The 12,896-nt window shown below is 45.0% G+C and carries 11 protein-coding genes; 9 read left to right on the forward strand and 2 right to left on the reverse strand.

Going from position 1 to position 12,896, the window contains the following annotated elements; all coding sequences use genetic code 11:
- Window positions 1-15 precede the first annotated feature (15 nt).
- Window positions 16-2,148 carry a flagellar hook-associated protein FlgK gene (flgK, locus tag OPS25_RS03570; protein ID WP_265616289.1) on the forward strand — a complete coding sequence of 711 codons (2,133 nt, stop codon included), beginning with the start codon at window positions 16-18 and terminating at the stop codon, window positions 2,146-2,148.
- Between the two features lie 6 nt (window positions 2,149-2,154).
- Window positions 2,155-3,378, forward strand: a complete 1,224-nt coding sequence (gene flgL / locus OPS25_RS03575) for a flagellar hook-associated protein FlgL (RefSeq protein WP_265616290.1) — start codon at window positions 2,155-2,157, stop codon at window positions 3,376-3,378.
- Here the strand turns inward: flgL and OPS25_RS03580 are convergent.
- On the reverse strand, window positions 3,361-4,332 hold the full coding sequence (locus OPS25_RS03580) for a hypothetical protein (RefSeq protein ID WP_265616291.1): 972 nt from the start codon (window positions 4,330-4,332) through the stop codon (window positions 3,361-3,363). The two genes, flgL and OPS25_RS03580, sit on opposite strands and share 18 nt — an antisense overlap.
- 229 nt (window positions 4,333-4,561) lie before the next feature.
- On the opposite strand from OPS25_RS03580, the gene OPS25_RS03585 reads away from it, so the two are divergent.
- The 4 genes from OPS25_RS03585 (at window position 4,562) to OPS25_RS03600 (ending at window position 8,780) form a co-directional block, all read left to right on the forward strand.
- Complete coding sequence (locus OPS25_RS03585; RefSeq protein ID WP_265616292.1) at window positions 4,562-5,392, forward strand: flagellin domain-containing protein; 831 nt, start codon at window positions 4,562-4,564, stop codon at window positions 5,390-5,392.
- Between the two features lie 385 nt (window positions 5,393-5,777).
- A complete protein-coding gene (locus OPS25_RS03590) occupies window positions 5,778-6,608 on the forward strand; it encodes a flagellin domain-containing protein (protein WP_265616292.1) in 831 nt (276 codons plus the stop codon).
- Window positions 6,609-6,825: 217 nt separating this feature from the next.
- Window positions 6,826-7,644: a flagellin N-terminal helical domain-containing protein gene (locus OPS25_RS03595; protein ID WP_265616293.1), complete on the forward strand. Its 819-nt coding sequence runs from the start codon at window positions 6,826-6,828 to the stop codon at window positions 7,642-7,644.
- A 311-nt stretch (window positions 7,645-7,955) separates the two neighbouring features.
- Window positions 7,956-8,780, forward strand: a complete 825-nt coding sequence (locus OPS25_RS03600; protein ID WP_265616294.1) for a flagellin N-terminal helical domain-containing protein — start codon at window positions 7,956-7,958, stop codon at window positions 8,778-8,780.
- Window positions 8,781-8,946: 166 nt separating this feature from the next.
- Here the strand turns inward: OPS25_RS03600 and OPS25_RS03605 are convergent, their stop codons facing one another.
- A complete protein-coding gene (locus OPS25_RS03605; protein WP_265616296.1) occupies window positions 8,947-9,144 on the reverse strand; it encodes a hypothetical protein in 198 nt (65 codons plus the stop codon).
- A gap of 939 nt (window positions 9,145-10,083) precedes the next feature.
- On the opposite strand from OPS25_RS03605, the gene OPS25_RS03610 reads away from it, so the two are divergent.
- The 3 genes from OPS25_RS03610 (at window position 10,084) to fliD (ending at window position 12,891) form a co-directional block, all read left to right on the forward strand.
- Window positions 10,084-10,908, forward strand: coding sequence for a flagellin N-terminal helical domain-containing protein (locus OPS25_RS03610; protein ID WP_265616298.1), 825 nt, complete (start codon window positions 10,084-10,086; stop codon window positions 10,906-10,908).
- A 92-nt stretch (window positions 10,909-11,000) separates the two neighbouring features.
- Entirely contained in the window at window positions 11,001-11,432 is a 432-nt protein-coding gene (locus OPS25_RS03615) for a flagellar protein FlaG (RefSeq protein ID WP_265616299.1), read from the forward strand.
- Between the two features lie 13 nt (window positions 11,433-11,445).
- Entirely contained in the window at window positions 11,446-12,891 is a 1,446-nt protein-coding gene (gene fliD, locus OPS25_RS03620; protein ID WP_265616300.1) for a flagellar filament capping protein FliD, read from the forward strand.
- Window positions 12,892-12,896 lie beyond the last annotated feature (5 nt).

Genomic DNA, 12,896 nt, shown 5'->3' on the forward strand with positions numbered 1-12,896 from the left:
GAGGAGCAACTGATTATGGTCCGTCCTGTCGATATGTTCAATATCGCTAAAAGCGGTATCAATGCTAGCAGTACTCTGCTACAAACAACCAGTAAAAATATTGCCAATGTTAATACTGAAGGGTATGTACGCGAACGCACCACCTTCGAGGGTGGAATTCTTGGCGGGGTAGGGGAACCTACCACCGAACGTGTCATCGATGTGTTTGCTCAAAATCAATTACGCCGCGATATTACCAAAGTGGGTGAGTTTGAGGTTTATCAACAAAAGGCGTCTGCCATTGATAATTTGCTTGCCAGCGATGCAAATTCGATAGCCCAAGGTCTCAGTGAATTTTTTGGCTCCTTGCAAACGGCGGCAGATGATCCTTCTAACTTATCCTCTCGCGAATTAGTATTGGCGCAAGGGCGCGATGTGTTAAGGCGTTTTGGTACGGTTTCAGATTTTCTTGAAGAGAAAGAGAAAGAGGTCAACTTGGAATTTACTTCCATGGTGAACCGTGCCAACGATCTGATTAAAAATATCGGCGAGCTTAACAATGCCATTCAGGTAGCTAGCGGAGACTTCGGTTCAGCAAGAGAACCAACCACGCTAATGAACCAGCGCGACAAGTCTATCGATGAGCTGGCGGAGCTGATGGCCATCGAAGTCAATGACAGCAAAAGTGAGCCTGGCTCGGTTAACATTAACTTGAAGACTGGTGAGTCGCTGGTGCTGGACGACGGCAGTTTCAATCTCATTGAAATCAGCAGTGACGCTGATTTAGGACGTAAACAATTACAACTTTCCACCGAATTTAGCGGTGCCAAGAACGATACTAAAATTAATTTGGGTGAAACCAGTCTTGGCGGCCAGATAGGAGGCCTGTTTCGCTATCGTGATGAAATTCTAGCGCCCACCCAGCGCGACATAGGGCAAATGGCACTTGCTTTTGCCGATGCGGTGAATAGTCAAAATAACCTGGGTATGGATCTCGATTTCCAGCTTGGCGGCAATATCTTTAATTTGCCGGAGTTTGTGGGGGTAAATTATCCCGGCACGCCTAACGGATTACCGGTCACTGGACGCGTCACTCCCGGCAGCGGAGAATTGATCACCGATGCCGATTATAAAGTGACTGTAACCAGTGTAACTGCCGGTGTACCCGACGAAGTGCAACTGGAAATGTTAAATAATGATGGTACACCCAAGATGGATGCTTCCGGAAATCCTGTGGTGTATACGGGAATAACGGTAGGGGCTGGTTTTTCTGAACTTCCTGGCGGGTTGGAAATTGATTTTGAGGCCGCCGGGGGTTATTCCGTGGGCAATGAATTTCTATTTCAACCCACCAAATATGCCGCTGCGGATATTGAGTTGGCCACTGACCGGCCCCAGGACCTGGCATTTGCTTCCCCCCTTAGAGTTCAACCCGACAGCGACAATCTTGGGACGGCAACCGTTAGACAGGTCACCGTTACTAATACCACCGTCGATCCTGCTTTAGGGGCGGATGCGTCAGCATTCGACGGAGCAGGGGGGATACATGGGGTTGCTGGGTCTCCCAGTGCCACCGTAGGCGCCCCGGCGGAAATTCTATTTACTTCGCCAACCGATTATCAAGTTTTAGATAGCGCAGGCAATGTCATCACGAACGTCAGCGGGGTATCTGACTATGATAACCTGTTGGCCCAGGCTGAAGCCTCAGGCGCAACCCCATCATGGCCAGCGTCTTTTTCAGCTTTAGATGATTACCCGGGTTACGATTTGAGTTTGAGTGGCAGTCCCAGAGCCGGCGATTCGTTTACGCTTTCCTATAATGCCAATGGTGTGAACGACAACACGAACGCCTTGAAAATGATCAATTTACAAGATGAAAAGTTGGTGCAAGTCAGTAGTGACGCGTCAAATGAGCCTCGAACTCTGTTTGATGCATTTTCTTCAGTGGTAGGAAATGTTGGAGAAAAAGCTGCAAGTGCCGATATATCGCTAGAAGCCGCTGAAGCAATGAAATCTCAGTCGCAGGAATGGTTTGACTCAGTGTCAGGGGTGAGCTTAGATGAGGAAGCGGCAAACTTGATTCGCTTTCAACAAAGCTACGCCGCCGCCGCGAGGATTTTATCAACGGCTCAGGATATGTTTGAAACTATACTATCGGCAGCCAGGTAATAAGTAATGCGTATTTCTACAAATCAATTCTTCAATCGTAACTTAGATGCGATTATGGATAGCCAGCGGAAACTTGCTGATACGCAGGAGCAACTTTCTACGGGTAAAAGAATTAACCGGCCATCTGACGATCCAGTTGGTGCTGCGCAGGTGGTGAGATTAACTGAACAACTGGCAAATATTGATCAGTATAAAAAGAACAATGGACTTTTTATTAGTCGGTTAGAACAACAGGAAACGGTGCTTTCAAATATTAATGATGCCGCTGGTCGCGCTCGACAATTAATTCAGCAAGCCGGATCAGGGGTGTTGAACGACGCTGATCGCCGTGCCATAGGTTCGGAAATTCAGCAGATTCGTGATGAAGTGCTTGACCTGATGAATGCAAAAGATCCGTCAGGCGATTATATGTTTGCTGGCTTTCAGGCTGATAGCCCTGCGTTTAGCTTTAATCCTGCTGCTACCGGCAAAGCTGTACGTTTTGAAGGCGACAGCGGCACCAATTCCGTGAAGCTTTCTGATAGTGTTACGTTAAGAAACACTACAAGTGGCCAAGACGTATTTGAAAATGTTATCGCCCCGCAAGGTTTTTCGGTCACAGGAAGCGCTGGGGCGACCGTAGACAAATCCGATGTGGCTAATCAGGACGCCTTTGATAGCTTTTTTAATGCGAATTACGACGGTTTCACCGCAGCCAATAATGACTTTCGTCTTACCCTGCAAGCAGGTAATCAGGTGCAATTGACGAATGTTGCCAGCGGAGCGGTTATCGATACAGTCGATTACACTGCTGGGGAACCTTTTACTATTCAGGGAATGAGCTTCACCGTGAGTGGAGCTGCTGGTGATACGGTCGATTTTTCGTTGAATAAACCCGAAAAGAAAAATATTGCAGAAACCTTGCATGATATCTATACCGCCCTGGCTGTCGATGGAGTGTCAGGTGATACATTACGCAAATCAATCCAAGGGGCTATTTCTAGTATCGATTCAGCCACCGACAAAATCTCGGCTGAAGTCTCTTCCATAGGTGGCAGACAAAATGTTGCGACGGCAGTATTCGAAACAAACTTGGACTTAGAAGTTAATGTACGCTCCGCTCGGGCAAACATTGAAGAAACCGATTTTGCGGAAGCATCGGCAGAGTTTGCTAGACAGGAAACCGCATTAAATGCAGCGTTGCAAACCTTCCCTCGCATTTCCAGCTTGTCATTATTCAACTTTATCTAAATATTTTCTAAGGTCATCAATTTTGGCTATATAGACTCGCGTTTCGTCGTCTACATGGCCAGAATAGTACGATAAGAAACACGACTCTTTATATAAAACGATTCCCGGATAACTATTGTCCGCTGCACTGGGTAAGGTGAGTAAGTGGGTTAGCTTTCCCTTCTTTAGTGCCAAATGCCAGAGTGCCGTTTTGGGTTGGTTACCCTGCCAAATTCTTCCTGCTACCAAGGCTGACTCTTCTGAAAGGGGCTTCATTACGGGCCCGCCAATGTAAGTATGCAAATCCTGCCATTGCCATTTTGTATAAGGAGGCAATGCATATCCAAGCTGGGCGCTATAGCTATCGGCATCACGTCTAACTAACGCCCACATAGCTCCATTTGGGTCAAACATCAGATCACTTTCATTGGGGTAACCCAATTTGTGATCCCGCATCGATAAGGCATGGGATTTACGCAAGTACATTGATTTACGCGGATGGCCTGCGTATAGATCCACTCTGTTTTGCTGACGATTATAAGCGAAACCATAAGCCTGGTGTTGGCGCCATCTGATCCGCCACAACCACCACCCGTCAGGACCGAAAAAATGGGGTGATGACCAGGTTAGGCCATTATCACTAAACCAGCTTACCCACCGCGTGCTAGAACACGATTGCGGTGTGGCATTGAAACGGGCAAAAGCCAACAGATGGATACGACCAGACTCATCAACACTAAGCTTAGGATCGCGAAGATCACAATTAGGAAAGGAGAGATGTTGACGAGAGGCAACCTTCAAGCCCCGGTTGAGAACGGATATTTCGATGCGACCATCTCCACTGACATGGTTAGTCGCCTGACGATAGCAACACACTAAATTATCCCCAACGTGTAGTAAATCTGTAAACGCACTATGACGAGCCGAGCTTGAAACGCGTATTGGCTTAATTAAATTTGAACTTTTTTGAGTCATGAAAAATTGATTTAAGACAGTGGGTTAGAAAAGTATAGGTAACATCTCGAGGCTTTTCTAAAATAATTTTAATTTTTTTGTTAAAGGAAATTTTTCATTTGGCGATAAATATGTCGAGAGAGCCAGGTTATCAGATCACAGACAGGATCTTGATAGCGCATAAGTAGTAACACCGGTTATCCGGTATTCCGACCTCCGTCGGTTGAGAGTTGTAGTTGGAGAGATCCCTATGTCTATGTTTGTAAACACTAACGTTTCAGCGTTAAACGCTCAGCGTCAATTGTTCGATACCAGTAATTCATTGAACACGTCGTTCGAGCGCCTATCTTCAGGTTTCCGTATTAACAGTGCATCAGACGATGCAGCTGGTTTGCAGATTTCTGACCGTATGACATCACAAATCCAGGGTTTGAATCAGGCAGTACGAAATGCAAATGATGCTATTTCATTGTCTCAGACAGCGGAAGGTGCGTTAGACGAAACCACTAACTCACTGCAGCGTATGCGTCAGTTAGCGATTCAATCACAAAACGGTATTAACTCAAGTGAAGACCGTGCTGCATTGCAGAAAGAAGTGGCAGCACTTCAGTCTGAAATGTCACGTACTGCTACCGATACAGAGTTTAACGGTGTCAATATTCTAAGCGGAAGTTTTTCAGCCGATTTCCAGGTTGGAGCAAATTCTGGTCAGACAATCAAAGTTGAGTTAACAAAAGCCGGTGGTTTCGGAGCTTCCGGTCTTGGTGTAAATGCATCTAGTGTTGATATCAGTACGTCAGCCGGTGCAGCCGCGGCATTAACTGCCATTGATGCAGCTATTTCTACGATTGGCGGCACGCGCGCAGATTTGGGTGCGTTGCAAAACCGTTTCCAATCCACTATCCGTAACCTGAGTAATGTGGCAGAAAATGTATCAGCAGCACGTTCGCGTATTCGTGATACTGACTTTGCTTCTGAAACAGCAGAACTGACACGTAATCAGATCTTGCAGCAGGCGAGTACGTCTATTCTGGCTCAGGCCAAGCAGCGTCCTCAGTCAGCATTGTCATTGTTGGGTTAATACTTATCTTGATATTGGAAGAAGCCTGGAGGTAGTGAGAGTACAGCCGGATTTTATTCCCCTAATCAATACCAAAAGCCGGGTTTAGCCCGGCTTTTTTATAGCTTTTCAGTGAGATACGAGGGAATTGTTAGTGTATAACAGCCTATACCTATGTATGAAAAGTTACGAAAATAAGTGTTAAGTGGTTAAATTTTGATTAATTGCTTAAAAAAGTCAATTTCTATAACTTTTTTACTAAAGGATATTTTTCCAACGTCGATAAATACACTGAGAGAGCCAGGTTATCAGATCCAAAAAGAGGTCTCGATAACACTTATTTAATAATGCCGGTAATCCGGTTCCCGACCTCCGTCGGTTGAGAGTTGTAGTTGGAGAGATCCCTATGTCTATGTTTGTAAACACTAACGTTTCAGCGTTAAACGCTCAACGTCAATTGTTCGATACCAGTAATTCATTGAACACGTCTTTTGAGCGTCTATCTTCAGGTTTCCGCATCAACAGTGCATCAGACGATGCCGCTGGTTTGCAGATTTCTGACCGTATGACATCACAAATCCAGGGTTTGAATCAGGCAGTACGAAATGCAAATGATGCTATTTCATTGTCTCAGACAGCGGAAGGTGCGTTAGACGAAACCACTAACTCACTGCAGCGTATGCGTCAGTTAGCGATTCAATCACAAAACGGTATTAACTCAAGTGAAGACCGTGCTGCATTGCAGAAAGAAGTGGCAGCACTTCAGTCTGAAATGTCACGTACTGCTACCGATACAGAGTTTAACGGTGTCAATATTCTAAGCGGAAGTTTTTCAGCCGATTTCCAGGTTGGAGCAAATTCCGGCCAGACCATCAAAGTTGAGTTAACAAAAGCAGGTGGTTTCGGAGCTTCCGGTCTTGGTGTAAATGCATCTAGTGTTGATATCAGCACATCAGCCGGTGCAGCCGCGGCATTAACTGCCATTGATGCAGCTATTTCTACGATTGGCGGCACGCGCGCAGATTTGGGTGCGTTGCAAAACCGTTTCCAATCCACTATCCGTAACCTGAGTAATGTGGCAGAAAATGTATCAGCAGCACGTTCGCGTATTCGTGATACTGACTTTGCTTCTGAAACAGCAGAACTGACACGTAATCAGATCTTGCAGCAAGCGAGTACGTCTATTCTTGCTCAGGCCAAACAGCGTCCTCAGTCAGCATTGTCGCTCTTAGGTTAATACCTGACGAGTAACGGGTTGGGGCTATTCGCCATGTTGAAGGCCTTAGCTTTTGTTGACTTTGCCAGTAGCCGGGGAGTACCCGGCTTATTGGATTTAAAGTGTGTTTATACTTTTCTTCGTTATCGACTAGCGTGGTTAAGTAATAGAAAGTAGCGGCGAGAATCCGCAAAAATTTACCTTCACGTTAAAAAAGTACCAAAGCGAGTTGACGCGTATGTTTGTTAACACGAATGTTTCTGCATTAAATGCTCAACGGCAATTGTTTGATACGAGCAATGCCCTCAGTACATCCTTTGAGCGGCTTTCGTCCGGGTTTCGCATTAATAGTGCGGCGGATGATGCAGCAGGCCTACAAATTTCAGATCGCATGACCTCCCAGGTTCAAGGGCTGAAGCAGGCAGTGAGAAACGCCAATGATGCTATCTCAATTTCCCAGACAGCTGAAGGCGCTCTTGACGAAACCACTACCAGTTTGCAGCGCATCCGACAGTTGGCTATCCAATCGCAAAGCGGTATTAATACCGATGCTGATCGTGAAGCACTACAAAAGGAAGTGGCGGCTTTAAAAACTGAAATTTCACGTATTGGCTCGTATACTGAATTTAATGGTGTGAGTATTCTTAAAGGCGACTTCGCGGTTGATTTTCAGATAGGGGCAAATAGCGGCCAGACTATTAAAGTTGAGTTGTCGCAAAATGGTGGCTATGGGGCTTCTGGACTCGGTGTTGGTGCGGTAGATATCAGCACGTCGGCAGGTGCGGCTGCTGCATTAACTGCAATTGACAGTGCAATTTCCACTATCGGATCCACCAGAGCCGATCTGGGGGCGTTACAGAACCGTTTCCAATCAACTATCCGCAATTTAAGTAATGTCGCAGAAAATGTATCATCAGCGAGATCTCGTATTCGGGATACTGACTTTGCCGCTGAGACAGCAGAATTGACACGTAATCAGATTTTGCAACAGGCGAGTACGTCAGTTCTTGCACAGGCTAAGCAACGCCCGCAATCGGCCCTGTCATTATTGGGTTAATCGCCAACAGAATAGTTAAATGGGGGAGGCAAGCCCCCCCACTATCAACCTTACTTTTACGCGAATGCAAAAAAACGTATTAAATAAAATACATACGTATAAAAAGTTACTAAATAAGCCTCTTTTCGATTTTTTGCTTCTAATTCCACTTTTTTTACATTTTTTTCTCAAGGAATTTTTTCCTTCGACGATACAGTATCTGAGCAAGCCAGGGTGACAAAACACGACAAACAGTGTGCTTACCCCCTTACTTTTTACTTTAAAAGTTTTATGCCAGCTAAAAGCTGGGTGATAAGTTTAGGAGAGAGTCCATGAGTATGTTTGTTAACACTAACGTTTCAGCATTAAACGCCCAACGTCAAATGTTCGATACCAACAATGCGTTAAACACGTCATTTGAGCGTTTGTCATCAGGTTTCCGCATCAACAGCGCTGCTGACGATGCAGCAGGTCTGCAAATTTCTGACCGTATGACGACCCAGGTACAAGGTCTGAACATGGCCGTGCGTAATGCCAACGACGCGATTTCATTGTCACAAACGGCCGAAGGTGCGTTAGACGAAACCACCAATACATTACAGCGTATCCGTCAGCTTGCGATTCAGTCGCAAAATGGTATTAACTCCGATGCTGACCGTGGTGCACTGCAAAAAGAAGTGGCAGCTTTAAAGACAGAAATGTCACGAATTGCGTCTGATACGCAGTTCAACGGCGTAAACATCTTAAATGGCAGCTATTCAGCTGACTTTCAGGTGGGCGCAAATAGCGGCCAGACCATCAAGGTAGAGCTAACGCAAACGGGTGGTTTTGGTGCCTCTGGCTTAAACGTTGGCGGTTTGGATATCAGTACTTCAGCCGGTGCGGCTGCCGCATTGACCTCTATTGATGCAGCGATTTCTACCATTGGTGGCGCGCGTGCAGACTTAGGTGCTTTGCAGAACCGTTTCCAGTCCACCATTCGTAACTTGAGCAACGTTGCTGAAAATATCTCAGCGGCCCGTTCACGAATCAAAGATACCGATTTTGCATCGGAAACGGCAGAACTGACCCGTAACCAGATTTTACAGCAAGCCAGTACAACGATTTTGTCACAGGCGAAACAGCGTCCACAGGCAGCCCTGTCTCTGTTAGGCTAATTATCTTATTATCAATAAAGGCCGGAAACTCCCGGCCTTTATTTATTCCATCTGCTATCAATTCCATCTGCACTCTGTGTAACCCCGAGCTTATTTCTACACCAGGCATTACCATGGCCGGTAAAATTCTTTTGCTTACTTTAAGATATTCACGCTGAAAAATTTTCTACATTAATGTGGAAGGGCAATGCATAATCGTGCCGCGAACAGTAAACCATGAGACGATAACAGGCAAAGAAGTTGCTGACTGGCAGGAAGAAGCCAGGAGGTAGTGAGAGGTATGAGGTCTGAACTTCGCCCCTGCCGTCAGCGTTTGCAATAACAGTGTATTATTGCTGTATTTTGCTTCATCAAGACTTGTCATAATGAAGTGCCAGAATTATGACTCTGACATAAAATACTAAGCATCGATTATGCCAATCACTATTGTAGGAAACAAAGTTATTCGACTTAGGCAACTAGGCTCACGATATAAGCTTGGCTTTATAAGCCGAAATGATGAGTAAAAATTAGAATCAAGAGGCAAATAGCGGCAGCAGGGTGCAGCGCTCATTGCCTCCTTTGCGGCGGTAAATGTCCGCTCCCAATGGCAGACATTCCAATGAAATTGATAGCTTATTAGCATTTAGTGAAAAAGGTGACCTACTCAGGTCACCTTTTTTAATGGGCGTCGACTAACAGGTTGAGAGTGTAGAAGGATGGTTGAGAGGCCAGTAAATTTCTACATTTCCCGTTAGCCGACTAAAAAAATCTTTAACACCTTTATAAGGCTAGTTGTTATGCCTACTAAGTGGGTAGGTTACTTTTTACTTTCAAGCTTAATTATAATCCTTACCGACTATAGACAAAAGCTTATTTATGTAAAAAAATTCGCTGAACGACGCAGTTGGTGAAGGCATTATCTATGCCAGTATTGAAATTTTGCTTTAAAAGTTACGAGAATAGGTTTAACACGGTATACCCAAGTATTTTCCCATATACCCTTCATTTTCAGCACTAACACCAGAGAGGAAATGGCCTAACCCTCTGAATTTCCATCTTGATTATTTGATACATTAAAAATAATTAATAAAAAAATATTGTTAAATCAGCTTGTTACGTTAAGTAAGTGAAATATTGTTAAATTTCTCTAAAGTTCCTTCAGATAGCGTCGATAACGTTAGTCGAGGGGTAATTTAATTATTAAATTGTGAAGTGGATTCACTTCAACCTTGAGTGGTTCGGTCGGAGTAGTGACCGTCTGGATCAGGTGATGAAGGATGAGATGATTATGAAGACATCGTCCGTCCCCAGGAGGTAAATTATGTCAATGTTTGTAAATACTAACGTATCTGCTTTGAACTCTCAGCGTCAGTTGTTCGCGGTGAGCGATAAGCTAAATACATCTTATGAGCGCCTGTCATCGGGCTTTCGCATCAACAGTGCGTCTGACGATGCAGCAGGGCTACAAATATCTAACCGTATGACGTCTCAGATTCAAGGCTTGAATCAAGCGGTACGGAATGCGAACGATGCTATTTCATTATCGCAAACAGCAGAAGGCGCACTTGATGAGAATACCAATTCTTTACAGCGTATTCGTCAACTGGCAATTCAGTCTCAAAACGGCATCAACTCTAGTGCTGATCGTCAGGCGTTGCAAAAAGAAGTAACAGCCTTGATTGCTGAAATGTCGCGTATTGGAACCGATACAGAGTTCAACGGTGTAAAAATCCTAGACGGAAGTTATTCTTCTGACTTTCAGGTGGGCGCGAATGCTGGGCAAACCATTTCAGTTGATCTGACCAAAAGTGGTGGCTACGGTGCATCAGGCTTGAGCCTCGGTTCAGTCGATATCAGCACCTCTGCAGGCGCGGCGGCAGCATTGACGTCAATTGACGCCGCCATTTCAACTATCGGTGGAGCCCGAGCTGATTTAGGTGCGCTGCAAAACCGCTTCCAGTCGACAATTCGTAACTTGAGCACGGTGTCAGAAAACATGTCTGCTGCGCGTTCACGCATTCGTGATACCGATTTTGCTGCTGAAACCGCTGAATTAACCAGAAATCAGATTATCCAACAGGCATCTATTTCTATGTTAAGTCAGGCGAAGCAACGCCCTCAAGCTGCGCTTTCGCTTCTTGGTTAAGCTTAACCTTTATAACCTGGCTTAAAGTAAAAACGGGTGCCTACACTATGTGGGCCCCGTTTAGTTGTTTTTAGGTAGTGGGGGTAAAAGTAATGGAACTTTTAAATTCTCAATTTAGTCAATCCTTTGCTTCACATGATAAAACGTCGGCTAATCGCGTGGGTGAGCAAAAAGGTATAAATACTCAATCACACCCAGCAGAAGCTCCATCTGATAAAAGCGTAGATAAAAGTGTTCAAGCTAATGCTGAATCTGCCGATAAAAAAGCAGGTGAGGGGGATAAACTTGATTTTGAAGCTGCGGCCCAACAAGTTGAAGCCTTTCTGAAAGTGCAAAGTCGCAATCTGTCTTTTTCAGTGGATGAAAAAACTAATCGGTCAGTGGTAACGGTAAAAGATGGCGAATCTGGTACAATAGTTCGGCAAATACCTTCTGAAGAAGTATTACGGTTAGCTGAACGGATTCAAGATTTACAACAGGATGTTGGCAAAAGCGTCGGTGTACTTTTAAGTAATAAAGTTTAGTGTGAGGTAAGCTATGTCAATTTCGTCGCTAGGTGTTGGTTCAGGGCTCGCGCTTGACGATCTGGTCAAGCAGTTGCTGGAAGCTGAGCGCAAACCGAAAAGTGATCGTCTAAATGCCCGTGAAGAGAAAATCGAAGCGGAAATTTCTGGTTTAGGCGCCATCAAGTCTAAATTGTCCGAATTCAAAGATGCGATTAAGGCACTGAAGGAAGATAAAGACATTAACGGCAGAGAGCCGACTATCAAACACCCCAACGAAGATGTCGAAGTGTTCACTGCTGACGCATCAAGCTCAGCCACTCGCGGTTCATATAAAATTGCAGTTACTGAGATGGCTTCTGGTAGTCGTATTGAAACGGCTGATGCAGCCTTTGCCTCCACATCAGATTCAGTATTAAGTGCTGGCAGTGGTTCATTAACGTTTAAAGTGGGTGCAACAGGCGATACCTTTTCTGTAAACGTCACCGCCGGGATGACGCTGTCTGAGCTACGCACAGCGATCAATGATAATGCTGATAACTTTGGGGTGAGTGCCAACATCATTGACACGGGTACCGCCGCTGGTGGTGCTAAATTAGTATTCACTTCAGAGGTGACTGGCGCTGGCAATGATCTCGAAATTGTAAACGACAACAATCTCGCTGAACTTAATAAGGTCTCGACTACGGATTCAGCTGAAACTGCGACTTATTTAACCCCAGTTAAAGCAGCAACGAATGCAAAGGCCACCATTGATGGTATCGCGGTAGAGAGCGCGACCAATAAGTTTGATAACACGATTGCAAACGTGTCCTTTACTGCCAAAGAAAAATCACCCATGGAAGCTGATGGGGTAACGCCAATTGCGTCAACGTTAGAAATTGGATACGACAAAGAAGGCCTCGAAGAAAAAATTCGCAGCCTGGTAGAAAACTATAATGGTGTGATTTCCGAAATCAAAAAGCTGACCAAATATGGTGCATCTGAATTAGAAGATGACGGTATTTTGGCTGGGGACTCGCTTATTCGTGGTATGCAAGGTGGTTTAGGCTCGATTATGAGCAGTAATGTTTCTGCTTCGTCGTTAGGCGGCTTGTTTACCATAGGTGTTGAGCTGAATAAAGATGGTGAGTTGGAAATTGGTACCACCAACTATGGTGTAGGTACGGGTGAAGATCGCCTTGAAGATGCATTGGAAGATAACTTTGACGAAATTGCCAAGTTGTTTACTGATGAGAATGAAGGTATCGCGGTCAGACTTTATGATTACATTGAACAGTATACTTCATCCAGTGGCCTGATTAGCACGCGTGAGAAAGCGGCTAAACAGGATCAGGATCGGGTATATGATGACCGTGAACGCTTGGAAGTTCGCATGATAAGCTACGAGCAAATGTTACGTGACCGTTATTTAGGGCTGGATCAGACTATTGCAAAGATGAACCAAACGGGTTCAGCTTTGTTCGCAATGTTGGGTTAATTTAG

The sequence above is a fragment of the Alteromonas aquimaris genome (assembly GCF_026183695.1).
Taxonomy (GTDB): Bacteria; Pseudomonadota; Gammaproteobacteria; order Enterobacterales; family Alteromonadaceae; genus Alteromonas; species Alteromonas aquimaris.